Genomic DNA, 24,493 nt, shown 5'->3' with positions numbered 1-24,493 from the left:
TCTTGCTTTATTAGCGTTAGCCTTATTAGCGTTAACTCAATAGCCATCGGGCTTGAATTTATGCTTATTGATAACTCTGTTTTATCGAATGATAAACATCTAAAAACTCATCACTCTCTAAATCTTCAGGGGTAACTGGTAAGCCTCTTGTGGCAAATAATGCTAACCGCTGCTCAAGCTCGGGACCTGCTCTTAACTCACCAGAGTAATAGGCCGCTGAGCGAATAAAGTCTAAATAAGTGACCTGCTCAGAGATGTAATGCAAATCAGCCCAGCGCTCAACCACTTCCATCACTTCAGGGGCAAAGTCCCACGTTTTTAAAATAGCTCTACCTATTGGCCCTTGCATTTTACGTACGAGACCGCGTAATTGTTCAATACTGGTAAAGGTATCAGGCCTTGTTTCAGCTTCTGATAACACAGGTAGCGAGCCAATATTGTGCACTAAGCCAGCCAAGGTCAATGTTTCAGCATCTAACCTTTTACTGGGGTTGCGCTTATTATAAATTGCAAGTAATGCCCCTGCCGCTGCTGTCACTTCAATGGAGGTTTGCCATACTTCATCCATCACCTCCCATACCATTTCATTGGTTGAGATAAAAAGTTGCTCTAACGCCACTGAAGTGACAATGGTTTTAATCTGCACTAAGCCAATTCGATTAACGGCAGCACTGATATTTTCAGCTTTTTTACCACGGCTATACAATGCACTATTTGCCACCTTAATAATGCGCGCCGAAATCGCCGCATCTTGGCCAATAATATCACCCACTTGCTTCAAGCTGCTATTAGGGTTTGATACCACCTCTTGCACTCTCATGGCAACTTCAGGAAGCGTTGGCAGTACCAATGCGTCATCTTTAAGCTTTTTCAGTAAACCCACTAGGAGTTGGTGTTCAGTCGTCATCAATTCAGCCCGTTGTATTATTATTATCGCTTTGTAAGCAATTGTACCAGTTATGTGGCTTATTTGAATAAAGAAAAAGAACGACTATGGGGATTTTATTCCATTAAAGATGATCAAATTTGACTGTAACCGCAATCACAGAGGAAAAATTTGCATTCAGCAGCCATACTTCAGTAAAATGCCGCCCCCGCGCTGTGTGCGAGTTTTCATCAAATTGAGAGTTATTATGTTTAGACCAGAGCTATTGTCTCCAGCTGGAACCCTTAAAAATATGCGCTACGCATTTGCCTACGGTGCAGATGCTGTATATGCCGGTCAGCCTCGTTATAGCCTTCGAGTTCGTAATAATGACTTCAAAATGGAAAACCTCGCCATGGGGATCCAAGAAGCCCATGCGCTCAATAAAAAATTATATGTGGTCAGCAACATTGCGCCCCACAATGCCAAGCTAAAAACCTACATTCGTGATATGGAACCTGTCGTGGCGATGAAACCTGACGCCATAATCATGTCAGATCCAGGCCTTATCATGATGGTGAGAGAAGCCTTTCCCGATCAAGTAGTGCATTTATCAGTACAAGCCAATGCCATTAACTGGGCTTCGGTGAAGTTTTGGCAGCAACAAGGTATTAAACGCGTTATTTTATCTCGAGAATTGTCGTTAGATGAAATTGAAGAAATTCGTCAGCAATGCCCTGATATTGAATTAGAAGTATTTGTCCATGGCGCATTATGTATGGCTTACTCAGGCCGTTGCTTACTCTCTGGTTACATCAATAAGCGCGACCCTAACCAAGGCACTTGCACCAATGCTTGTCGTTGGAAGTACGATGTCCATGAAGCCAAGCAAACTGAAACCGGTGACATTATTGCGGTAAACCCACAAGGGCTTGTTGACCAACATGGTGTGCAATTAGAGACGCCGCCAACATTGGGCGCAGGTCAGCCATCAAGTGAAGTGGTGTTATTGCAAGAACCAGGACGCCCAGGCGAATATATGCCTGCTTATGAAGATGAGCATGGCACTTATATTATGAACTCAAAAGATTTACGTGCCATTCAACACGTTGAGCGTTTAACCAAAATGGGTGTCGACTCATTAAAAATTGAAGGCCGTACTAAATCTTTTTATTACGTAGCGAGAACCGCACAGTTATATCGTCAAGCCATTGAGGATGCTGTGGCAGGTAAAGATTTTGACCGCACGCTAATGCATAACCTTGAAGGCTTGGCGCATCGTGGTTATACCGAAGGCTTCTTACGTCGTCACGTTCATGACGAATACCAGAACTATGATTACGGCTACTCAATCAGTGATACCCAACAATTTGTTGGTGAATTTACCGGTAAACGCAATGATGCCGGCGCAGCTGAAATTGACGTTAAGAACAAGTTCTCTGTCGGTGACAGTGTTGAATTGATGACCCCGCAAGGCAATATCACCTTAACCATTTCAGAATTAGTTAATCGCAAAGGTGAATCAGTAGAAGCCGGGTTAGGTTCAGGGCACTTTGTATTCTTAGCTGTGCCGGCAGAAGTCGAGCTGGATAAAGCAATTTTAATGCGCAATCTGCCTCAAGGGCAAGATAGCCGCAATCCACATCAAGCGATTGAACCCGTTACCTAGACCTGCTACATAAGTCAGTCTAACCAGGGGATGGTTATCCGTTTTCAGCTGTTGCAGTTATTGCCTTTTAGGCCATAACTGTGACTGTTGAGAAAGTGTTTACCCGCCAATGCAATACAAGCCACCACTTTGACTCAATCTCTACCTTTGACTCAATCTCTACCTTTCACTCAACTTCTATCACCTACTCAACTTCTAACACCTACTCAACTTCTATCACCTACTCAACTCTATCACCTACCCAACTCTATCGCCCACTCAAGATCCAGCCTACTGCATATAAAAACTCATGACCTATCATTTAGTCAGTTATCACCTATCATTTATTTATTATTGGCCAAGGTTGGTCAAAACTTGAAGGGTTAGATCCTTCAAATGTGAGTTCCTCTAATCTATGCTATTAATTAATATCAGTAATAAGTTTTACAGCGGCAAAATTTTATCATTAACGCAATATCAGTAACAAACTCAAAGCGATACGAGCAACCGAAGCTAACAAAGCCGTAACCCTAAGCCCTGAGATATTTATTATTCGCCCCCAAAGACACGCTTGCGCAACAAAAGTATCAAAGTGTGCTTTACATTATCTAAATTTAGAGCAAAGCTGTTTAAAGTAGCTTTTATGGTGCTTGCCGTTTCACATGTTGCCAGTTTTTACTATTTTTATTGCATGAATAAATGAGGATAAAAAATGAAAGACGATACCAAGCTAAATGATTTAACCACTAACAATGTCGACCAGTCAAAACGTACTACGCTAACTAAGCTTGCGGCGGGGGCTGTTAGTACTGCAGCGCTTCCATTTGCCTCAGTTTTGCAAGCCGCATCAGACAAACTCACTGAGCAGCAAATTAAGCTAATGGCCAATGAAAAGGGCCCATTTGATATTGTTATTGAAAATGGCCGGGTCATTGACCCTGAAACTAAATTAGATGCCATTCGTAACGTCGGCCTTAAAGGCAATCGTATTGCCGCCATTTCAACAGATAAATTACAAGGCAAAAAAGTCATTGATGCCACAGGCTTAGTGGTTGCGCCGGGCTTTATTGATATGCACGCGCATGGTCAACAGCTTCCGGCTGCACGAGCACAAGCATTTGATGGTGTAACCACCGCTCTTGAAATGGAGTCGGGGTTGCTACCTATTGCTAAATTCTATGATGACACAGCCAAAGAGGGCCGCCCTATTAACTACGGCGCCTCTGTTGCATGGACTTATGCTCGTATCACGGCAAAAGAGCCCACAATGCCACCAGCAGACGGTACGATTGTTTGGTTTCAACAAGCATTTTCTAAAAATAACTGGCAAAACACCCTTGCGACAAAAGATGAGCTTAAATCCATTTTAAACTATGTTGAGCAAGGCCTTAAAGAGGGAGGTTTGGGCATTGGTATTAACGCTGGCTATGCACCAGGTTATGGCCATAAAGAGTACTACGAATTAGCAAAGCTAGCTAAACGCTATGAAATGCCTACTTATACCCACGTGCGTTACTTAAATAGCGCAGAGCCTAAATCAAGCTTTGAAGCCTACCAAGAACTGATCAGTTTATCGGCAACCACCGGTGCACACATGCATATTTGTCACCTTAACAGTACCTCAGTGCAAGATATCGAAGATTGTGCTGATTTAGTTCAAGATGCGGTTGATGCAGGCTTATCGGTGACAACAGAAGCTTATCCTTACGGTGCTGGTTCATCAGTGATCGGCGCAGAAGTTTTCCGCGGTGATGACTGGCTAGAGCGCTGGGGAGTGCCAAGTGCAAGCTACATGGAAGCAAATGGTAAAGCCTTAACACAAGAAAAAGTCACTGAGCTTCAAGCAAATGCGCCAGGTACAGTGGTAGTAATGCACTTTTTAAAACCTGATGAAAGTAAATCCGATCGCCATAAAATGGACCGCTCAGTATTATTTCCAGGCGCAGCCATTGCATCCGATGCAATGCCATGGATGAACCCTAAGGGGCAATTAATCGAAGGTAATGTATGGCCATTACCAAGTGATGCTATTGCTCATCCAAGATCGCTTGCTTGTTTTACTCGCTTTATCAGTAAATACCTCAATGAATACAAAGCAGTTACACTACTCGAAGCGATGGAGCGTACGAGCTTAAATGCGTGTCGAATATTAGAAAACAGTGTTCCTCAAATGAAAAACAAAGGCCGTATTCAAGTGGGTAAAGATGCTGATTTAGTCTTATTTAAACTTGACGAAATCAAAGTCCTAGCGACCTTTGATGCGCCTAATGCACTCTCAGAAGGGATGCATCATGTGATCGTAAATGGTACACCTATTATCGAAAATGGTGAATTGCATTTAGATGTAAATCCTGGCTTAGCAGTTCGTAATCCAGTGGTTGCATAACCATTATGCCTAAAATCATAAAGCTCGGGTAATACCGAGCTTTTTCGTTAAAAAGTAAATCATATAGAGAAACGTCAATGAATAAAAAACCTATTCCTGTGACCATTTTAGCGGGTTTTTTAGGTGCCGGGAAAACCACCCTGTTAAACCATATCCTAACCAATGCCGATGGCATGCGTATGGCCGTTATCGTAAATGACTTTGGTTCAATTAATGTCGATGCAGAGCTAGTAAAATCCCAAAGCGACAATATGATTAGCCTCGAAAATGGCTGTGTGTGTTGCAATCTTGCCGAAGGTTTAGTGGTCTCAGTGATGCGCATACTGGCACTTGAAGAGCGCCCTGATCATATTATTGTTGAAACCTCAGGTATTGCCGAACCTAAAGAAGTGGCATTGCAATTTGAAGATCCTGAACTACAAGCACACGCACCATTGAACGCGATTATCACCACTATCGATGCTGAGAATATTTTAAGTTTAGAAGGTTCAATGGCCAGCTTGTCAGAGCAACAAATACAAGTCGCCGATATCGTGTTAGTTAATAAAGTTGATTTAGTGGCAACTGAGCAGCTGGAAAAAGTTAAAGCATGGTGCCAAACCCAAGCCCCTTTTGCCAAACTGGTTGAAATGGAGTTTGGAAACGTCGCACTACCGATTTTATTTGATGTACCTGAGCGGTTAGTAAAACTTAGCCATGAGCATACTTGTCAGCACCAAGGTGCAGACCATGACCACAGCCAATGCAACCATCATGACCATGTAAACCACAGCTTTGATACTTTTAGCTTCGAAACCGACAAGCCGCTGTCTTTACAAAGCCTCTATCCGCTATTACAGCAGTTTTCAGTCGATGCCTACCGCATGAAAGGTATTTTAAATTTATCTGATCGACCTGATCATCGCTGTATATTTCAATGTACTGGCCAACGCGCCAATGTCACTGTTGGCGAGCCGTGGGAACACGATGAAGCAAGAGCAACCCGTTTAGTCTTTATTGCCCCCAAAGGTGGCATGGACGAAAAAATAATGCGTGAAAAGTTAGCTAGCTTAGTGGTTTAAATATAAAACGACTATGCAGTAAACGGCCCACTAAAGCTGTTAATGACAAGCTGTAAATGCTTGGCTGATAATTAATAGCATGATAATCAAGGATATTGGCGAGAAAGGAGTAAATGATGTCCGAGTTAAATCAAGATGACAAATTAACCGCTGAAGTTGATCAAACCAAGCGCGATACCATGAAAAAACTGGCTATTGGCGCCGCTGCAATAACACTTTCATCGACTGCCACAGCAGAAACTAACAAGGGTCCACAAAAGCCAGAGTTAATGCCAAATCAAACAGGCCCGTTTGATGTAGTGATTACTAATGGCCGTGTCATTGATGCCGAAACGGGTTTAGATGCCGTACGCAATGTAGGCATTAAAGACGACAAAATTGCCGCTATATCGACAGAAAAGCTCACAGGTAAAAAAGTCATTGATGCCAGCGGGCTTGTGGTTGCCCCTGGCTTTATCGACCTTCACGCCCATGGACAACAATTACCCGCAGCCAGAGCTCAAGCCTTCGATGGTGTCACCACCGCCCTTGAGTTGGAATCAGGCCTATTACCCATTGGTAAGTATTATGATGACACAGCTAAAGAAGGTCGCCCAATTAACTACGGCGCCTCAGTAGCTTGGACCTATGCCCGCATTATGGCAATTGAAAGTGAAATTTCGCCCGCAGATGGCACCATTACTTGGTTTCAGAATGCCTTTAGTTTAAAAAATTGGCAAAATGATCTCGCCACCGACGCACAGCTAAATACGATATTGTCTGATGTTGAACAAGGCTTAAAAGAAGGTGGTTTAGGGATTGGTATTAATGGCGGTTATGCTCCCGCCTATGGCCATAAAGAGTATTACGGCTTAGCTAAACTGGCCAAAAGTTTTGATGTACCGACCTTCACCCATGTACGTTATGCCAACGGCATGGAGCCCAGATCAAGCTTTGAAGCCTATCAAGAGTTAATCAGTTTAGCCGCCACCACTGGGGCACATATGCATATTTGTCACCTCAACAGTACCTCGGTGCGAGACATTGATGATTGCGCCGACCTAGTGCAAGAAGCTGTTGATTCTGGTTTGCCGATTACCACTGAAGCTTACCCCTATGGCGCAGGCTCAACACCTGTGGGCGCGGCCTTATTTGCTGGCCCAGAATGGATTGACCGCTTTGGCGTTCCCGATGCAAGTTACATGGAAGCCAATGGCGTACCTATGACCCAAACCAAAATCGATGAACTACGAAAAACCAACCCTGGTGAAGTAATCGTTATTCACTTCTTAAAGCCTGACGACAGTAAAGAAGACTTACGCATGATGAAGCGTTCGGTGTTGTTTCCTAACGCCGCTATTGCCTCTGATGCCATGCCGTGGATGGACAGCAAAGGTAAATTGATTGAAGGTGATGTATGGCCATTGCCTAACGATGCTTTTGCTCACCCCCGCTCGGTAGGGTGTTTTGCCCGCTTTGTAAATAAATACGTGGTTGAGTATAAAGAAGTCAATTTAGTCGAGGCAATGAAGCGCACCAGCCTCAATGCGTGTCATATCATCGAAGATGCTGTGCCGCAAATGCGTAACAAAGGCCGTATGCAAGTGGGTAAAGATGCTGACATAGTGGTATTTGATCTCAATAGCTTTAAAGATATGGCCTCATTTACTGAGCCCAATAAGCTTTCAGTGGGTATGCAGCATGTACTAGTCAATGGCCAATCGATTATTGATAAGGGACAATTGCTTATGGATGCTAAGCCTGGCAGAGCCATACGTCGCGATGTGACAGTCTAATCGATAAACAACCTCGATAAAACATGACAACGAAAAAGCGCCATTAGGCGCTTTTTTCATGTGTTTAGTTTTTCTCAATTAATATCGATTAGTTGCGTTTATGGTTAAACAAAAAGCGGTCATTGAAAATAGAATAAACCATGATCTGCCCTGCCATAATCGAACAAAACATCAATAATGCTGACATACCAATACTGGGGATAGGCAATATTGCAGTGGCAAAGAATGACTCACTGGCACCAACGATGATCCGGCTTCCTGGCACTAAAATGATCACCCCTTGGATAATATACACTAACGCAGGCACTTTACGTGCTTTACCGGCTAACAGCCCATAAAGAGTGATAATCATGGTGCTAATCCAAGTGCCGATAACCCAATCAGAGGTAAACCAATGTGGCCCCCACATGCCTACTGCAGCAGCGGGCAGGCCAATAATAATGTCTTGCCAACTGGCATTAAAAATCAGTCCAATCGCAACCGATATGCCAATTAACGCCAGAATATGCAAACCTAAAGGGATTTCATTAATAAATGGCGCAGCGGCTACATGGCCGACAAGCAAGCTTGATAAGCCTAAGCCCATAACCACGCCAATGAATATTTTTATTACCACCAAACTACTTTGGGCCAATAACTCTATGCCTGAGCGAAAGTCATTTAAGGCAAGACTAGCTAAACCATTGGTGACAGTGAGTCCTGGAATAAACAGTACAATGGATGAGATACATAAAGCTAACACCGGTAACTCAGGAAATTGAGCGGCTAATATCCCCACCACCAAACTGGCAATAAACGCCACAATGAACTCAACCAGCATTGCTCGCTGCCCGGTGCACATTAGTTGAGCTAACCAGGCGATTAACCCTAAAAAAACCGAAATCATTGCCGCAAGATACGTGCTGCCCACCAGCATCAAATAGCAAGGCGGCAGTAATAGGTTGGCAATACCTAAAGTAAAATTTGAGTAACTCGGCACCCCTTGATAGTTTTCTTTTGAGTGTATTGCCTTTAGGGTTGCCACCAAATTGCGTAAATTGACTGACGGTGGATTTTTAGTTTGCATCACCATTTTTTGAGTGGGTTGCTCGAAAATGGTCACAATTTTAGTTGGGGTAACATCAATGGCGATATCTATCTGATGATGAGCCGCATAAGACTGAGTATATTTCGCCACTGAGTATGGTGCGCACCCTGATTGATGTAATCGATCTGAAAATGATAAAACATCATCATACTGTTGCTGGGTTGGGCTTTTATCTTCCATTTTTTATTCTCGATAAGTCAGCAAAAAGTGGTTCTGAGGGCTTAGTTAAATCATAGTAGCTAAATGATAATTGCTACATAATAGTAGCGAACTCATTCACTTCATAATCTGAAATAGAGGGTCAAACCCTTCAAAAATGAATCCTTTCATTGAATTAGCAGTGGTCGCGATAATCTCCACTGCAAAACATGCGCTAGCCGGTGAATTTCTCGCTTAACCCTAGGCGGGCTATCTCTGTGTGATATAATCATCGATTGAAAGATTTATAGCGTGTTAAAACGCATTAGATCAGCGCAGTCATTCAACGCTTATTAAGTCTTTGTCTTCATTCAGGTCATTATTCATGGTTAAGTGCATGAAAATCCGCTGTATGAATCATTGAAAGTCGGGACAGGGTAATTTTTACCATTATATGGAATATACATAAGCAATTGTTACAGATGAATTTTATAAGGTATATGAACTAGATGGCATTACTAATCGACGATAGCTGCATTAACTGCGACATGTGTGAGCCTGAGTGCCCTAATGAGGCCATCACCATGGGTGAAGAGATCTATGAAATTGATCCTGCGCTATGTACCGAATGCGTAGGCCACTATGCTAAACCGACCTGTGTTTCGGTTTGCCCTATTGATTGCATTGATCCTGATCCCAGCCACGCAGAAACCCCAGCTGAGCTGCAATATAAATATGAAGTCATTACAGGTAAGGTTTAACCCTTAAACTACATGACAAAAAAGGCGCTAATTAGCGCCTTTTTTGATGTTTATATTCATCCCATGTCTAACGCTCTTCATCTGAGTCATTATGACTGAATATTACGCCGTTGCGGCTGCCTGCTCATTAGCATAGCCTTGTAACGTTTGTAGCGTAATAGCTAACTTTTCAATGCTAAGCTTTACCGCTGCTGGTAACGTATCAAGCTCAATACCGAGCAATAAGTTTTTCACTTCAAGGCCGAGTTCGGTATCGCCTTCAATACGCAGCTTACGTTGAAAAAATAACGTGTCAGGATCTTCTTTGGCCGCAGCAACCAGTAATAACTCAGGCACATTGGCAGTAAAAGTTACATCGGCTTGCGTCAAAGGACGTAATAATAACTGTTGATCGTAACTAATTTCAAAGTTGAGCGCGATGTCTTGCACACAAATAGCAACCCACTTACCTTGCAGAAAATCTAACTCACCAAATTTAATTTGTTCACTTAACGAAAGTGACAACATCTTAGCCAGAATATCCAACTTTACCTTTTCAGGGACAACAGCAAGAGACTGGGTGGCGACTTTAGGGGCGATATTAAGCAAATTTTTAGCAACCTTTCCTGAAAAACCGAAAGACATTCATACTCCTACACTGACAAGATTCCAATTTAAGCTAGTTTACTCACATTTTATCAATTGAAACCTGTTTCAAATCAAATCATGTGATGTCATTCAACTTTACACTCACTTTCAATCGAAATTTGAGAGAGAGAATATGGAACTCTTGTGCCCTGCAGGAAATTTAGCCTCATTAAAAGCCGCTTTTAGAGCGGGCGCTGACGCCGTTTATCTAGGTTTAAAGGATGATACTAATGCCCGTTCATTTGCAGGTTTAAACTTCACCCCAGAACAACTAAAACAAGCCACCAAGCTTGCCCATGCCCAAGGCAGAAAAGTATTTTTAACCTTAAATACTTATCCAAAACCTGGAGAGGAAAGCCGCTGGTATCAGGCAATAGATTTAGCCGCCCAGCTGCAAATGGATGCACTTATTACCGCTGATATATCCCTGCTTCATTATGCCAGCAACCGTTATCCACATTTGCCATTGCACCTTTCAGTGCAAGCTTCGGCCACCAATCAAGCCGCACTCGATTTCTATCAGCAAAATTTTAATATTGAACGCGCGGTATTACCTAGAGTGTTATCAATGAAGCAAGTGCGTGACCTAGCCAAATGCAGCTCGGTAGAGTTAGAAGTATTTGCCTTTGGTAGCTTGTGTATTATGGCTGAAGGACGTTGTCATTTATCGTCTTATGTCACTGGCCAATCACCTAATACAGGCGGGTCTTGCTCGCCAGCAAAAGATGTGAGATGGCAAGAGCAAGGCAACCAATGCCTAACTAGGCTAAATGACGTGCTGATTGATACCACAGGTATTGACCAACAACTTGGCTACCCCGTGGTCTGTAAAGGCCGCTACATTGCCGAAGCGGATACCAAAGCCGATTACCTGTTAGAGTCGCCCACCAGCTTAAATACCTTAAGCCTATTACCTCAACTTGCCCAAGCTGGGATCAAATCGCTAAAAATAGAAGGCCGTCAACGCAGCCCTGCATATGTAGAGCAAGTAACGCGGGTTTGGCGAGAAGCGATTGATAGCTATCAAAACAATCCTAGCGCTTTTAAAGAGCAAGCAAGATGGAATCATACCTTAGCCAAGGTATCTGAAGGACAAGTCACCACATTAGGAGCGTACGAGCGTCAATGGCAGTAAATAACAATATGAAAATCTCACTGGGCGCTATTAGCTATTGCTGGGACAAAGACACCACGGAACAATTTTATCATCGGGCAGCACAAAGCCAGGTTGATACTATTTATTTAGGTGAAACCGTCTGCAGCAGACGTCGATTAATGAAATTTAAAGATTACTTCGCCATCGCCACTATGCTCAAGCAGTCTGGCAAAAATGTGGTACTTTCAACCATGGCATTAATCGAGGCACAATCTGAGCTTGGCGAACTCAAAAAGTATATCGATAATGGCGAGTTTATTATTGAAGCCAATGATATGGCAGGCGTGCAATTGGCCTCTGAGGCCAAACTGCCGTTCATTTGTGGCCCAACCATTAATAACTACAATAGAGCCAGCTTAGATATTTTGCATAAAATGGGCATGCAACGCTTTGTCATGCCATTTGAGTTATCAAAGTCATGGCTTGAAACCGTGATTGGTGAGGGCGAAAACACGCCGCAATTTGAAGTGGAAATTATGGGCCATGGTTATATGCCACTGGCACATTCGGCGCGCTGCTTTACTGCCAAACACTTTAATTTGAGTAAAGACAATTGTGAGACCATTTGTCAGCAACACCCAAAGGGGATTTTGGTGCAAACTCAAGAGCATCAGGATTTACTGAGATTAAATGGCATCCAAACTCAATCGGCTTCATTTGTTGATTTAACCGCTGAAATGATGCAAATGCAGCAAATGGGAGTGAACTACTTTAGAGTATCACCTAGCCAATTAGCCTGTATTGAGCTTGCAGATGAACTCACAAAGCGCTTAGCAAACAGTGATGAGACTCAAGATGATATGGCGATGGAAACTCGCGAGTTTGCTAACACAAAATCCTGTAATGGCTATTGGTTCGGCGGCGCTGGTTTACAAAAAATCTAGTTAACACCTTAGTAATCGGGGCTAATGCAAGGCAGTGAATAACGCTGTAAGCTTTAGCCTCTTTGCTTACAAGTCTTTTTACTTACAAGGCTTATAACAAGTCTCCTACTGACAAGGCTCTTACTTACAAGGCTCTTACTTACAATTGCCCAAGAGTCATACCTTTGGCTTAGGCTTATCTGCTTTACTTTGCCCCTGGGGCAGAAAATAGCAGCGGCAAATGCTCAAAACCCACAGCCATGTAGTTATGATGCTTAGCCAAAATAAGATGGATAACCACCAGGTTTGCGGTTTAGGAGACTGCGACACAATGGCTTGAAATAGTAGTCCTTCAGAAAACGGGTTCTCACCTACCCCTACCCCTCCCCCCCAATATGGCCAAGTTAAAATCGCCCCGTGAATCCCCACCATTAAGCAAGCAAACACCATTGGCATTATATATTGGGCTTTACGCATAATTAAGCCATCAATCAAGCCCAGAAGCGCACTGAAAAAGCCAAAGTAAATAAAAATAGACACTGCTTGAATATGTAAATGGTAAACGTTGAGTGGAAATAACCCCGTTGCTGCAAGGGCAAGAAAAGTCACTATAAGAGATAGCCAAAATAACGTACCTGTAATGGTACGATTTATTTGCAAGCCAAATAAAGCACTCATCGTCAGGCTTAAGCTACCAAAAAATAGCCCCGCATTAATCAGTATTGCAGAAGAAGAGCGGTTGTAAGTCCCCAGTTCACTGATTGAAAATTGCAGTAAACTATACTTATCACCATGCTGCATATGCTCAATAAACACAGATAAACCTATGCCGATAAAAAGCCCTATCAAGCCTAATAAACCAAACAGGTAAGCTAATCGAGCAATTTTTTCCGTTTTACTTATTATCACAGCGTATCTTGTTCCTTGTAAATTAGGCTCTATCATACTTAATCGCCTTTGATAAAAACGCTATCGACATCTAATGTTTAGTATTCAGTCAATTAACCGCGTCAATATAGAGGACACTACCAGAACAACCTTACAACCATCTACTTACTCATTGTAATAACAAAACCCCACCGTAACAACGTTTATATAACACCATGATTACAAACAAAATAATCCGTGCAATTCGGTTGGGAAACGATACAATATAGATAAGCATAAAAAGCCCATAACTATTCGTTTTAGTGAATAGTTTTACTTAGAATAGATAAGCAGGTAACCTTGCCTCGCTTAGATATCCTATGAATGGACATACAGCATTTCCCATAAGACGGTTTGATTAACTCAACCATGATTATTTAGTTAATTGGTAAGGCATATACAAAGTGACTCAAGAAAAACCAAAATATAATCTCAAAACAATACTTACCTTTATCATTCCGTCACTTATCGGATTGTTATTGTTTATGACACCTATTAGCTACGACGGCTCAATCACCATTCCGATTGCTATCGTATCAAAATTTGTACAAAACCAATTCGCCGATATATTACCTTTAATCGTAACCTGTATCGTAGTCTTTATGGCAATCGTGTCGGTGCTTACTAAACTAATAAACCCAAAGTTAGTTCGTAAGAGCCCGTTTTTGCATTCGCTGCTGAATGTTTCACCATTTTGGTTATTAGTACGCGTCTTAGGGGCAATATTCATTGTATTAACCTACTTAGAGATCGGTTCAGAAGTGATTTACTCAGCTGATACCGGAGCCTTGGTACTCAATGACCTATTACCAGTACTACTGTCAGTGTTCATTTTTGCAGGCATGCTGCTGCCGTTACTGCTTAACTTCGGTCTATTAGAATTTTTCGGTACCATGCTGACCAAATTAATGCGTCCAATCTTCAACCTTCCAGGAAGAAGTGCCATTGACTGTATGGCATCATGGTTAGGTGATGGCAGTGTTGGTATTTTAATGACCAACAAGCAGTATGAAACCCGTCTTTATACCGAGCGTGAGGCGGCCGTAATTGGTACTACCTTCTCAGCAGTATCTATTACTTTTAGTTTAGTGGTTATTTCTCAAGTCAAACTTGAGCATTTATTTGTGCCATTTTACTTAACCGTTTGTCTCGCTGGTTTTGTTGCCGCTATCATAGTGCCTAAATTACCACCGCTATCATGGAAAAAAGATTTATATATCGACAACACCCCACGTCACCCAGATGATGAAATGATCCCACAAGGTCATGGCGTAATGTCTTGGGGCTTTGAGCAAGCGATGAATAAAGCTTCGCGCGCTGGTGGGGTTAAACAGCTATTAACTGAAGGCGTTAAGAACGTGGTTGATATGGTGTTTGGTATTATTCCTGTGGTTATGGCCATTGGTACCATCGCATTGGTATTAGCTGAAAATACGCCGATTTTTAATTATCTAGGTATGCCATTTATTCCACTGCTCGAATTACTGCAAATACCAGAAGCCGATGTTGCATCGACAACGATTGTGGTTGGCTTTGCTGATATGTTCTTGCCTTCAATTTTAGCCAGCTCAATTGAGTCAGACTTAACTCGCTTTGTGATTGCAGCCCTATCAGTAACCCAATTAATTTATATGAGTGAAGTCGGCGCATTACTTATTGGCAGTAAAATCCCAGTTAACTTCTTCGAGTTGTTTGTGATTTTCATTTTGCGTACCTTAGTGACATTACCGGTTATCGCCCTTTGCGGACACTTACTGATTTAGTCGCTTGATTCGAGTCATAAAGTAAATACAAAAAAGGAGCCACTGGCTCCTTTTTTAATGCTTAACAAGTTTTGTTAATCCATTTATTAATCAATTTAGTTAATCAGTTCTAATAACTCATGAATGGTTTTAATCGGATGGATTTTAGCGCCTAGCCCTTCCATTGATTTATGGTAGTTACGATGGGGAATATACACCTCGGTAAAACCATGTTGCACCGCTTCTTTTACTCTCGGCACACCACTATCAATCGGCCTAACATCACCATTTAAACTTAGCTCTCCCATAATGCAGGTGGTTCTGGGCACCACAAAGTCATTTAAACTGCTGAGTAATGCCGTCACCAAGGCTAAATCAATACAGGTTTCTGATTCATCAATCTTCAAACCACCCACCAAATTAAAATAAGTATCATGATAAATCTTGGTGCGAGTATGCTTGCGTAATATCCCCGTGAGCATTTTAATCCGGTTCATGTTTAACCCCACACAAACTCGCTGCGGAAACTCGCCTTCAGTCTCAGTGGTTAGACATTGAATTTCTAGCAATAAGTTACGGTTGCCTTTACGGATACAGGTAATGGCCGCGCCAGGTGATTCAGTGGTAGAGCCCGAAAGAAAAATCTCACTGGGATTATCAACACTTATCATACCGCGCTCGGTCATCTTAAAAATGCCCACGGTATCCACATCACCAAAACGGTTTTTATTGGCTCTTAGAGTTCTAATCTGGCCGTCATTGCATTCAATATGGGTCAGACAATCGACAATGTGAATAAGCGTTTGCGGGCCGGCAGTTTCATTATTTTTATTAACGTGTGCCACTAAAAACATGGTGACATTGTTTTGCTTACAATATTGGGTTAATGCCTGCGCACAGCTTTTAACTTGTGAAGGCGACCCCGGACTACCATTGGCACTTTCAGACACCACAGCTTGGATTGAGTCGATAACAGCAAACTTTACCTGTTTAGCGTCCAGCTCAGCAATAATCGCCTCAACGCTGGTTTCAGCCATTAAATATAGGTTCTCTTCGTTATAACTGAGCTTTAAGCGGTTAACACGATTTTTGAACTGCGATAGTGACTCTTCAGCAGTACAATATAATGAAGGCATAACTTGTGACATGCGGGCAATTAAATCGGACAGTAAAGTAGTTTTACCTGCACCAGGATCGCCTGAAATAATATTCACTGAGCCTGTGGTTAAGCCACCGCATAAGACCCTATCAAGTTCACCAATGCCGGTAAGCATTTTTTGGGCTTCAAACTCTTCCACTTCATGGAGTTTTTTTGAGCCGCCGCCGACAGAACCGGCGTAACCAGCAACAGAATTAGTCGACGATTTAACCGCAGAAATGCGCACTTCTGATATGGTATTCCACTCTTGGCAGGCATTGCACTGTCCTTGCCAGCGAGGAAAATCTTGTCCGCACTCATTACACACATACGCTGTTTTATTTTTTGCCATAGATCACTTTTGTCAGATTGCTGCTTATGGGATTTAAGCACTTATTAATTTATTAAATTTACACAGCTCAATTGTTAAGCTAATGGCGCCAAAATCGCATTATTACCTTAGCTTTAACAGACACCTAGACTAATTTTGTATAAAGTAAGCCTGATGCTAGCCGATAAGATTACCAGTCGAGCCTGCAATTATCACCTTTATCTGAGCCCTCAATAGAAAAGAAGCCATGAGTTTAGAAGAGCACAGTCAGCTTATAGAGCAATTAAAGCCACTTTTAATGGAACCTGATTTTAAGGATGCCTTTGAAATGTTTACGGCTGACGAATCAAACTCGACTCGATTTTTATTGAAAATGGAATTAAATCGCATTGCGGTGATTTGTACTCGGATCATTGATTTACGTGATAAAAGCGATCTTGAATGTGAAGAGGTTCAGGTTGGAAAACTACGTCATTTTCTCGATGAGCCAGCAAAGCTTTCCTTGCTAGAGGCACTGCAGCTGTATCGCAATAAGTATATCGTTGGCGTTTATGAGCATGTACTCAACCAGCACAAATTACGCAAAGAAAAAGCCCGCCAAAACAATCAGCAACCCGTAGCACAAACCTCCCAGTTAACTGTGCCAGGGGTGGTTTTAGGCAGCTATTTTAATCGTAGCGAAGAGCGAATGAATTACAGTATTCGTATTTCAGCCTCACAAACAGGTGGCCCCGAAGTTAATGGCGCCAGCTTAGATTTATCTGTCGGTGGCGCGAGAGTTCGCTTACCTGCTGACATTCGCTTTGATCAAGATAAGCCGCTGCGTATTAAATTACTTGAATTAAACGAAGAGTATTTTTTTGACGATCTCCAAAAAGGCATCGACTATAAAATCGTCGATATACAACACAAAGATGATAGTGCCATATTGCGCCTATGCCGTATTGGAGAAAGTAACGAGCTCGATAACTTATTAACCCAGCTGATCCGCAGTTACCGCTTTCGCTATAAAGTGGATGTCAACGATGTGATTGTCAATGCAACCGGGCTTGGGTTTGAACGCCATTATTTACCACTATTAGCTCACCTCCCCATTTATATCAGTTTAAATGACGGTAAACCGACCATTAGCCATTTGCTATTAAGTCAAGGCAACCAAGCTTCATTACAATATTTTCAAGATGAGCAAGAGATTAATCAGCTACCCGGTTTACTGACCAATAATCGCTTAGTCAATCTCATTAAGCACCCACAAGACAGTGACCATAGTTTATTTTTTTGCTTCACCTACCAAGCAAACGACACAATCCAATACTTTTCAGCCTCGCTTTATGAGTTAAAGCAACATGATGCCTTAGGGTTATTCCTTGGCTTTGGCGCAAGCAAAACTAGTTGGCGAGTGTTCAAAGTAAGCCAACAAAGCATTGACCATAAACTGAATTATAAAACCTCGACGCTACCAGGGGATGAAACCCACTACTCAGCGCTAGTAGAGCAACAACTGGCAGGCTTTAGCTACGTGCTGCAGTTAATCGATTTAACCAATGAGCAGGTTCAATCCGATTATCAAACCTGGTTTAACCCAAGTGATAACGTCAATAAGCTTAAAAAGTTTAACCAAACTAAGCTCAAACAAAACAGCATAAAACGTCTATCAATGCCCTTTAGCGAGCGACGACGAGAAGCGCGCTATGCCTTTAAAACCTTGGTAGATATTGAGCACAACAACCATAAAACCCGTGGGATAAGCCATGATATATCCACCCGTGGGCTGCAGCTTGCTTTAGAAGATAATCTTAACCTCAAAAAGCCTACAGATGTGTTACTTAGTTTCCCTAAACTGCAGCAAATTGCAGGCAAGACATCACTGTCAAACTTGCCATATCGATTGATCCGCAGCCGTAATCATGACCAAACCCTGCATTTGTCGGCCAACATTGGTCACGAACCCCATGCTGGAGTTGAGTTTATCAATAAACTCATTAATCATAATCGGGATAAACTTGAGCAATTATCAGATAGTGAAGGCGAGTTAAAAGAGCTAGCCGATGGCATGAAAAACTTACTCCTAAGACAGCTGGCTAATGTGCCCTTTTTTGTAGAAAAAACGCAAAAATCGGCGCAACTATCATGCTTAGGGATCGGCGTTAAAACTGATGCTATTAGCCATCTATTTGCCGCTGGCTCCACTAAACCATTAAATTATAATTTGACGCCATTATTTAATGAAAGCCAGTTTAAGCAGCTAATTATTAATCCAGTTCGAGCAATGAAGCCCATTGATGGCCTGAAATATATAGAGATATTCCTGCAGGTGTCTCGTCAAGGTAGAGGAGCAATTAACATTCAATCTCAGTTAGTCAACGACTTCGCTAGCCGAGATGCTCAAATTGCCTTTGTGCGCCACGCTAAAACTGTTGGCCGCTTTGTGGCATTACGAGTTTATTATGGCGCAACTGAAAAGCCAGACATGAGCTATATTCGCCGCGAAATGGAATATATTGCCACCCATGCTTCCCACAGAGCAAAACAGCTTGAAGCCCAGTTATGGCGGGTTTTAGGAGCCGGAGAACTGTTAGAGATTAGTGCTGAAGTTGAAATGAGATATCCAGAGTTACACCAAGTCTAAATACCCCAAACCTGAATGACTCAAAACCTGAATGACTCAAAACCTGAGTTGCTCAAAACTTGAAGGCTCCTAGCCTAAGTGCGCTAATGCTAAACCAAAAGTGCGCTAATGCTAAACCAAAAGTGCGCTAATGCTAAACCAAATTGATACACTAATCTCGACAGCGCTAATAGAGTATATATTGCAATCACTTGGTTTGTATTACTTCAGCTAGCGCTTATCGCTGCAGTTTATTTTTAAGTTGCTACTTAGCCAAACTGTCATACCAGCTTTTCACTAACGGGAAATGATCATCTACTGCGGATTTGTCGGTTAACATGCCTGCATGGGTGTAGTCCCGCTTAAAGCCGCGATGTTTAGCCAGTAAAGTATACTCAGCTGCCACCATCTGACACTCACCCATCATATCTTGCACATCTGAAGGGTTACCTAACACGCGGTCCTTTTTAGCGGCTAAAAACCAACAAGGCGGCCAAGTCACCTGCCTAGCTGCAGCGGCATAATCAAAGTTATCATGGCAATCTACCCAATCACCTTTTACCCAATCTATGGTTTGCCTTAATGATTGCCGGCTTTCATTGTCCATACCCATTCGATATTTATCTGCCGCTAAATAGCCATCCACTTTTGACAAAAATGGCGCCAACCGATTCCAAAATAAATCCACCATCATGGTTTTACGCAGAGATTTAATTTTGATGGTTCTTTTACTACCAAAGGTGACAAATGAAGCCACTTGAGTACGCACCTTAGCTAAGCGAACATAACAGCTCGCCATTAACACCCCGCCCCATGAGTGCGCGCACCAATGCACTTTACTTGCTGATGAATGCGATAAAATAAACTCATTGGCAAGGGGCAGCTGCTCTAAAATCACTTCGGTTTGACCTAAGGAATAGGCCGCGCTGATTTTAGGCTCACTTAAGCCTCTGCCTGCCGTATCGAGTATATACACATCAAAACCTTGCCTAGCAAGATAGCAACCTAAGCCTTTGCCCGAGGCACTGTAAAATACCCGTCCATTTGACATTGCGCCATGTAACATCAAAATTGGCATGCCTTTAGCCAAGCTAGGGTTTGCTTTGATATGCCGAATATGAAGGCGACCATTTCGATAGGGAATAAAATGTGACTGCTGCATGGGAATGAATATGACTATTTTGAGTGTATGAACTTAATACGGTAATCAGTGTAAATGTTAATTACAAGTTAATTAGAGTAATGAGCCTAATCAAGATAAAAAATGGCTCACTTAAAGTGAACCATTTAAAAGTGCTCTCAGCCAATATCTAAACAGCTAAGAGTCGATGCCATTGATGCTTGCAGCTCTTTACCCTTGCAGTGTTTTTAGGCTTGCAAGTAATACACTAAGCAGCGTAAATCCAAGTTATTGATACTCGCATCGGCTGCAGCAAGCAGTTTCGGCTTAGCATGGAAGGCAATACCAAAATCAGCAGCATTAACCATAGGAATATCGTTGGCGCCATCGCCAATGGCCAGCCGTTGCCCTGCAGCAATTTGCCAAGTGGCACTGCACTTATCAATCACATTGGCTTTATATTGGGCATCAACCACATCACCTGTTACTTCACCGGTTAACTTACCCGCTTCAATAACCAGCTCATTGGCGTAAGCGGCATCTAAATCCAGTAAATCTTTTAAATAGCCCACAAATGGGGTGAATCCGCCCGAGGCTAACACTAACTTCCACTCGTTAGACTTTAGCTCTGCCACTAGGCTTTTAAGTCCTGGCATCAAAGGAAGTTGCTCACATAAAGTGCTGATAATACTCTCATTGGCGCCTGCAAGCTTACTGACCCTTAAGCGTAAACTCTCTTCAAAGTCTAATTCCCCTTGCATGGCCCTTTCGGTGACTTCTGATACCGCCTCACCCACGCCAGCCATCACAGCTAATTCATCAATACATTCTATTTGAATCGCGGTGGAGTCCATATCCATCACTAATAGACCCGGTTTAAATAAGCTCGCTAGCGGCGCGGTTATATTGAGAAGTTCTGCTTTTACCTGCAGCGGAAATTGACTCATCAGTGTCCCTAAAGCTGAGGTTGAGGCAAGTTCAAAACCTTGTAAATCGTTATGTCTCATCAAAGGCGTAATCGCGCAGTCTTGGGTTAACTTTGCCAGCCAGTCATTAATGGCCCCAAAAGATTGCGCTTCAAATACCACTCTAAAACGATAAGGGTACTTAACCTGAACATTGTTAAGATACTCGTCTTCAAAATAACGAGTTAAAGTGACATGATTATGGCTATACGTCGCATCAAATGTTGAGAATAACCACGTTAATGGCTGAATATTTACCTGAGTTTCCATGGACTGCATTTCCCCAATGATTGCGACTATCTACAATGAATTATTTCGATTAGTATTAATTAAATAGAAAAATGACCAAGGATTAAAGTGATTTTTGTTAAAGGTCTTAAAAAAAGCCAAAAAATCAGCAGATTAATTCAAATCAGCATTGCTGTAATTTTATTATTTGCTTTAGTGCATTTATGGAAGTCAAGCCTTAATAACGGTCAGCAACTGCTGAGTTCGCAAACCCAAATCATGGCGCGCTTATTAGCTCAACAAGTGGCCAATGGCGCAGCCCCAGCAATGCATCTACAAAATGATGAGCAACTACAATGGCTAGCCAATGCGCTCGTGCTCGACCCAAAAGTGATGTCAGTGAACATGTACAGTACTCAAGGGGTAAGGCTGGCGTTTGCCCAAAGCGTATCAGACATCGAATTTGACGCCGATGATAAAGTACTAACTGAGATGTTATCGCCCTACCCACCTCTAATTGAAAATGTGCTCCAAGGAGACAACAACTTAGGCTATATCGAGGTGAGGCTCAACTTACATATTTTCTTTGATGAATTAAAAAGCCATTATCAAGAAAACATGAAGCAACAACAGATTATGCTGATTATTGCAGGCATTATTGGTTTACTGCTGTCACGGGTATTTTCTTTTAAGCGTGCTGATTTTGACCGCCGTAAAACGCGCGCCAAACAAGGTCGTAAAAATAGCCAATTAGTGCAAAAAAGCTTGTCTGAAGAAATGCATCAACTTGAAGATAGCCGAACTGAACAGGCAGATGTGGATGAGCAAAGTGCTAAACCCAAAAAATCAGTGATAAAAGAGTCTGATAGCGATGAAAATATGACTTTTAAACAAGAGATAATAGAAGCTGAAAGCCTCAGGCTAGATGATAAAAGTAAACCCAGTTAACCATTAAAAAAAAGCGTAACTGATAACTCAGTTACGCTTTTTAACCAAATGAATAACGTTAAATTACAGAGTAACTACTGCATCTAATGTCATGATAATCATTTCGTTGAAGGTATTTTGACGCTCATCAGAAGTGGTTTTTTCACCAGTTCTGATATGGTCTGAAACTGTCACTACGCATAATGCTTTAGCGCCAAGTTCATGTGCAACACCGTAAAGGCCTGCCGCTTCCATTTCGACCCCAAGTACACCCATTTTTTCCATGGTATCGAACATTGAAGGATCTGGAGTGTAGAATAAATCAGCAGAGAAAACGTTACCTACACGCACTTTAGTTTCGTGCGTTTTAGCTGATTCGATCACTGCGTTCATTAAGCCATAATCTGCAATCGCAGCAAAATCTTGACCTTTAAAGCGTAAACGGTTTGCTTGCGAGTCAGTACAAGCGCCCATTCCGATAATCACATCACGCACTTTTACGTCAGTGCTAATTGCGCCACAAGAACCCACACGGATTAGGTTTTTAACGCCGTAATCAGAAATAAGCTCATGCGCATAAATAGAACATGATGGAATACCCATACCAGAACCCATTACAGATACACGAGTACCTTTATATGTTCCAGTAAAACCAAGCATGTTACGTACATCAGTAACTTGCTCTACATTTTCTAAAAATGTTTCAGCAATATATTTTGCACGTAATGGATCGCCTGGGAATAAAACTGTTTCAGCAAATGCACCGTCAACAGCATTAATATGTGGTGTAGCCATGGAAAAACCCCTATATTTTTATCGTATATCTTTATATGTGGGCAGCAAAGTCATCCCCTTCGCTGCCGGACGTGATTCTACTATATTTATTAACAGATTAACCTTAGTAGATAGCATTTGAATCATCAATTAATGAATGATTCGCCATAATCCATAGGTTCAAGCTTAAAATACGTCGCAATAGACTGCCCAATGTCGGCAAAACTGTTTCTACGGCCTAATGAACCGGCAGCTAACCCCGCGCCTAAAGCAATCACAGGAACACGTTCGCGGGTATGCTCGGTGCCAACCCAGCTTGGATCGCAACCATGATCGGCTGTCAGTAATAACAAGTCATCAGGGTTAAGTAAGGCTAATAACTCTGGCAAACGTTGGTCAAAGTATTCTAAAGCTTTGGCGTAACCGGCAATATCACGACGGTGTCCGTAGTGGGAATCAAAGTCAACAAAGTTAGTAAATACAATGGTGTTATCTTCAGCACGCTTGATTTGCTCAAGGGTTGCATCGAATAACTCTTCAAGACCTGTTGCCTTAAATTTCTGGGTAATACCGCTGTTAGCATAAATATCGGCAATTTTACCAATACTCACCACTTCACCACCGGCATCTTTAAGCTTATCTAATACCGTTGGCGCTGGCGGTAATACCGCATAATCATGTCGATTACCTGTACGGGCAAAATCTTCAGGACCCGAGCCCACAAATGGACGCGCAATCACGCGGCCAATATTGTAAGGCTCTAGCTCTTCACGGGTAATTTCGCACAAACGGTATAGGTTTTCTAAACCAAATGATTCTTCATGACAGGCAATTTGAAAAACTGAATCAGCTGAAGTATAAAAAATTGGCTTACCGCTGCGCATGTGTTCTTCGCCAAGTTCTTCTAAAATTGTTGTACCTGAAGCATGGCAATTACCCAAAAAGTCGGTTAAGCCCGCACGTTTGAGGATTTTATCCGTAAGCTCTTTTGGAAAAGAGTTGGTTAAATCAGAAAAGTAACCCCATTCATACAATACTGGCACGCCAGCCATTTCCCAGTGTCCACTAGGCGTATCTTTACCTGAGCTTAATTCATCCGCATGGCCATAAGCGCCAATCACGTCGATATTATCAGCGAAACCATCGGCGAATTTACCCGTACTTTCAAAACCTAAATGGCCTAGACCGAGCTTTGCCAGGTTTGGCAGTGTTAATGGTCCTTTTCGGCCAATATCGGCTCGGCCTTCAGCACAGGCTTTAGCAATATGACCAAAGGTATCTGAACCTGTATCTCCGAATTTTTCAGCATCAGTGGCAGCACCAACACCAAAAGAATCCAACATTAAAATAAATGTACGTTTCATAA

At 42.3% G+C, this 24,493-nt stretch carries 19 protein-coding genes; 10 read left to right on the top strand and 9 right to left on the bottom strand.

Going from position 1 to position 24,493, the window contains the following annotated elements:
• Nucleotides 1–64: 64 nt before the first annotated feature.
• Nucleotides 65–907, bottom strand: coding sequence for an HDOD domain-containing protein (locus Q4557_RS08965; protein ID WP_303412180.1), 843 nt, complete (start codon nucleotides 905–907; stop codon nucleotides 65–67).
• Between the two features lie 226 nt (nucleotides 908–1,133).
• Between Q4557_RS08965 and yegQ the strand changes: the two genes are divergently transcribed.
• The 4 genes from yegQ to Q4557_RS08945 all read left to right on the top strand — a co-directional run bounded on the left by yegQ (nucleotide 1,134) and on the right by Q4557_RS08945 (nucleotide 7,735).
• Nucleotides 1,134–2,534 carry a tRNA 5-hydroxyuridine modification protein YegQ gene (yegQ, locus tag Q4557_RS08960; protein ID WP_102438026.1) on the top strand — a complete coding sequence of 467 codons (1,401 nt, stop codon included), beginning with the start codon at nucleotides 1,134–1,136 and terminating at the stop codon, nucleotides 2,532–2,534.
• Nucleotides 2,535–3,225: 691 nt separating this feature from the next.
• Nucleotides 3,226–4,899 (top strand): amidohydrolase family protein, encoded by a 1,674-nt coding sequence (locus Q4557_RS08955; protein ID WP_102520094.1) that lies wholly within the window; start codon nucleotides 3,226–3,228, stop codon nucleotides 4,897–4,899.
• Nucleotides 4,900–4,976: 77 nt separating this feature from the next.
• Nucleotides 4,977–5,960 (top strand): GTP-binding protein, encoded by a 984-nt coding sequence (locus tag Q4557_RS08950; RefSeq protein ID WP_102436176.1) that lies wholly within the window; start codon nucleotides 4,977–4,979, stop codon nucleotides 5,958–5,960.
• 116 nt (nucleotides 5,961–6,076) lie between these two features.
• Nucleotides 6,077–7,735 carry an amidohydrolase family protein gene (locus Q4557_RS08945; RefSeq protein ID WP_055023740.1) on the top strand — a complete coding sequence of 553 codons (1,659 nt, stop codon included), beginning with the start codon at nucleotides 6,077–6,079 and terminating at the stop codon, nucleotides 7,733–7,735.
• An 88-nt stretch (nucleotides 7,736–7,823) separates the two neighbouring features.
• Here the strand turns inward: Q4557_RS08945 and Q4557_RS08940 are convergent, their stop codons facing one another.
• Nucleotides 7,824–9,002, bottom strand: coding sequence for a threonine/serine exporter family protein (locus tag Q4557_RS08940; RefSeq protein ID WP_303412176.1), 1,179 nt, complete (start codon nucleotides 9,000–9,002; stop codon nucleotides 7,824–7,826).
• Nucleotides 9,003–9,469: 467 nt separating this feature from the next.
• Here Q4557_RS08940 and Q4557_RS08935 point away from each other — a divergent pair, with 467 nt between their 5' ends.
• Nucleotides 9,470–9,721 (top strand): YfhL family 4Fe-4S dicluster ferredoxin, encoded by a 252-nt coding sequence (locus Q4557_RS08935; protein WP_055023738.1) that lies wholly within the window; start codon nucleotides 9,470–9,472, stop codon nucleotides 9,719–9,721.
• A 102-nt stretch (nucleotides 9,722–9,823) separates the two neighbouring features.
• On the opposite strand, the gene Q4557_RS08930 is transcribed toward Q4557_RS08935, so the two are convergent.
• Nucleotides 9,824–10,345, bottom strand: coding sequence for an SCP2 domain-containing protein (locus Q4557_RS08930; RefSeq protein WP_102477172.1), 522 nt, complete (start codon nucleotides 10,343–10,345; stop codon nucleotides 9,824–9,826).
• Between the two features lie 136 nt (nucleotides 10,346–10,481).
• On the opposite strand from Q4557_RS08930, the gene Q4557_RS08925 reads away from it, so the two are divergent.
• Together Q4557_RS08925 and Q4557_RS08920 are read left to right on the top strand one after the other, a co-directional pair.
• Entirely contained in the window at nucleotides 10,482–11,483 is a 1,002-nt protein-coding gene (locus Q4557_RS08925; protein WP_102477171.1) for a peptidase U32 family protein, read from the top strand.
• 8 nt (nucleotides 11,484–11,491) lie between these two features.
• Complete coding sequence (locus tag Q4557_RS08920) at nucleotides 11,492–12,388, top strand: U32 family peptidase (protein ID WP_303412231.1); 897 nt, start codon at nucleotides 11,492–11,494, stop codon at nucleotides 12,386–12,388.
• 156 nt (nucleotides 12,389–12,544) lie between these two features.
• On the opposite strand, the gene Q4557_RS08915 is transcribed toward Q4557_RS08920, so the two are convergent.
• Complete coding sequence (locus tag Q4557_RS08915) at nucleotides 12,545–13,312, bottom strand: hypothetical protein (protein WP_303412172.1); 768 nt, start codon at nucleotides 13,310–13,312, stop codon at nucleotides 12,545–12,547.
• A 467-nt stretch (nucleotides 13,313–13,779) separates the two neighbouring features.
• Here Q4557_RS08915 and Q4557_RS08910 point away from each other — a divergent pair, with 467 nt between their 5' ends.
• Nucleotides 13,780–15,057 carry a YjiH family protein gene (locus Q4557_RS08910; protein WP_102477222.1) on the top strand — a complete coding sequence of 426 codons (1,278 nt, stop codon included), beginning with the start codon at nucleotides 13,780–13,782 and terminating at the stop codon, nucleotides 15,055–15,057.
• Between the two features lie 95 nt (nucleotides 15,058–15,152).
• Here the strand turns inward: Q4557_RS08910 and radA are convergent, their stop codons facing one another.
• Entirely contained in the window at nucleotides 15,153–16,526 is a 1,374-nt protein-coding gene (radA, locus tag Q4557_RS08905; RefSeq protein ID WP_102477169.1) for a DNA repair protein RadA, read from the bottom strand.
• Nucleotides 16,527–16,752: 226 nt separating this feature from the next.
• On the opposite strand from radA, the gene Q4557_RS08900 reads away from it, so the two are divergent.
• Nucleotides 16,753–19,134 carry a PilZ domain-containing protein gene (locus Q4557_RS08900; protein WP_303412169.1) on the top strand — a complete coding sequence of 794 codons (2,382 nt, stop codon included), beginning with the start codon at nucleotides 16,753–16,755 and terminating at the stop codon, nucleotides 19,132–19,134.
• A 244-nt stretch (nucleotides 19,135–19,378) separates the two neighbouring features.
• On the opposite strand, the gene Q4557_RS08895 is transcribed toward Q4557_RS08900, so the two are convergent.
• Complete coding sequence (locus Q4557_RS08895) at nucleotides 19,379–20,275, bottom strand: alpha/beta fold hydrolase (protein ID WP_102436190.1); 897 nt, start codon at nucleotides 20,273–20,275, stop codon at nucleotides 19,379–19,381.
• Between the two features lie 206 nt (nucleotides 20,276–20,481).
• Nucleotides 20,482–21,468, bottom strand: coding sequence for a phosphoserine phosphatase SerB (gene serB / locus Q4557_RS08890; protein WP_102477167.1), 987 nt, complete (start codon nucleotides 21,466–21,468; stop codon nucleotides 20,482–20,484).
• An 87-nt stretch (nucleotides 21,469–21,555) separates the two neighbouring features.
• On the opposite strand from serB, the gene Q4557_RS08885 reads away from it, so the two are divergent.
• A complete protein-coding gene (locus Q4557_RS08885) occupies nucleotides 21,556–22,374 on the top strand; it encodes an AhpA/YtjB family protein (protein ID WP_303412165.1) in 819 nt (272 codons plus the stop codon).
• A gap of 63 nt (nucleotides 22,375–22,437) precedes the next feature.
• Here Q4557_RS08885 and deoD read toward each other — a convergent pair whose 3' ends face one another.
• Both deoD and Q4557_RS08875 read right to left on the bottom strand, forming a co-directional pair.
• Nucleotides 22,438–23,148: a purine-nucleoside phosphorylase gene (deoD, locus tag Q4557_RS08880; RefSeq protein WP_076543293.1), complete on the bottom strand. Its 711-nt coding sequence runs from the start codon at nucleotides 23,146–23,148 to the stop codon at nucleotides 22,438–22,440.
• A 125-nt stretch (nucleotides 23,149–23,273) separates the two neighbouring features.
• Nucleotides 23,274–24,491, bottom strand: a complete 1,218-nt coding sequence (locus tag Q4557_RS08875; RefSeq protein WP_102436196.1) for a phosphopentomutase — start codon at nucleotides 24,489–24,491, stop codon at nucleotides 23,274–23,276.
• Between the last annotated feature and the right edge of the window lie 2 nt (nucleotides 24,492–24,493).

This window comes from Shewanella sp. 5_MG-2023 (genome assembly GCF_030547465.1).
Lineage (GTDB): Bacteria > Pseudomonadota > Gammaproteobacteria > Enterobacterales > Shewanellaceae > Shewanella.
The sequence above is the reverse complement of the archived record's forward strand: the minus strand, read 5'-3'. Positions and strand labels throughout refer to the sequence as shown.

Excerpts from the sequence above, each read along its gene's own strand:
- Q4557_RS08965 (WP_303412180.1), bottom strand. The coding sequence starts at position 907 with ATGACGACTGAACACCAACTCCTAGTGGGTTTACTGAAAAAGCTTAAA.
- yegQ (WP_102438026.1), top strand. The coding sequence starts at position 1,134 with ATGTTTAGACCAGAGCTATTGTCTCCAGCTGGAACCCTTAAAAATATG.
- Q4557_RS08955 (WP_102520094.1), top strand. The coding sequence starts at position 3,226 with ATGAAAGACGATACCAAGCTAAATGATTTAACCACTAACAATGTCGAC.
- Q4557_RS08950 (WP_102436176.1), top strand. The coding sequence starts at position 4,977 with ATGAATAAAAAACCTATTCCTGTGACCATTTTAGCGGGTTTTTTAGGT.
- Q4557_RS08945 (WP_055023740.1), top strand. The coding sequence starts at position 6,077 with ATGTCCGAGTTAAATCAAGATGACAAATTAACCGCTGAAGTTGATCAA.
- Q4557_RS08940 (WP_303412176.1), bottom strand. The coding sequence starts at position 9,002 with ATGGAAGATAAAAGCCCAACCCAGCAACAGTATGATGATGTTTTATCA.
- Q4557_RS08935 (WP_055023738.1), top strand. The coding sequence starts at position 9,470 with ATGGCATTACTAATCGACGATAGCTGCATTAACTGCGACATGTGTGAG.
- Q4557_RS08930 (WP_102477172.1), bottom strand. The coding sequence starts at position 10,345 with ATGTCTTTCGGTTTTTCAGGAAAGGTTGCTAAAAATTTGCTTAATATC.
- Q4557_RS08925 (WP_102477171.1), top strand. The coding sequence starts at position 10,482 with ATGGAACTCTTGTGCCCTGCAGGAAATTTAGCCTCATTAAAAGCCGCT.
- Q4557_RS08920 (WP_303412231.1), top strand. The coding sequence starts at position 11,492 with ATGAAAATCTCACTGGGCGCTATTAGCTATTGCTGGGACAAAGACACC.
- Q4557_RS08915 (WP_303412172.1), bottom strand. The coding sequence starts at position 13,312 with ATGATAGAGCCTAATTTACAAGGAACAAGATACGCTGTGATAATAAGT.
- Q4557_RS08910 (WP_102477222.1), top strand. The coding sequence starts at position 13,780 with ATGACACCTATTAGCTACGACGGCTCAATCACCATTCCGATTGCTATC.
- radA (WP_102477169.1), bottom strand. The coding sequence starts at position 16,526 with ATGGCAAAAAATAAAACAGCGTATGTGTGTAATGAGTGCGGACAAGAT.
- Q4557_RS08900 (WP_303412169.1), top strand. The coding sequence starts at position 16,753 with ATGAGTTTAGAAGAGCACAGTCAGCTTATAGAGCAATTAAAGCCACTT.
- Q4557_RS08895 (WP_102436190.1), bottom strand. The coding sequence starts at position 20,275 with ATGCAGCAGTCACATTTTATTCCCTATCGAAATGGTCGCCTTCATATT.
- serB (WP_102477167.1), bottom strand. The coding sequence starts at position 21,468 with ATGGAAACTCAGGTAAATATTCAGCCATTAACGTGGTTATTCTCAACA.
- deoD (WP_076543293.1), bottom strand. The coding sequence starts at position 23,148 with ATGGCTACACCACATATTAATGCTGTTGACGGTGCATTTGCTGAAACA.
- Q4557_RS08875 (WP_102436196.1), bottom strand. The coding sequence starts at position 24,491 with ATGAAACGTACATTTATTTTAATGTTGGATTCTTTTGGTGTTGGTGCT.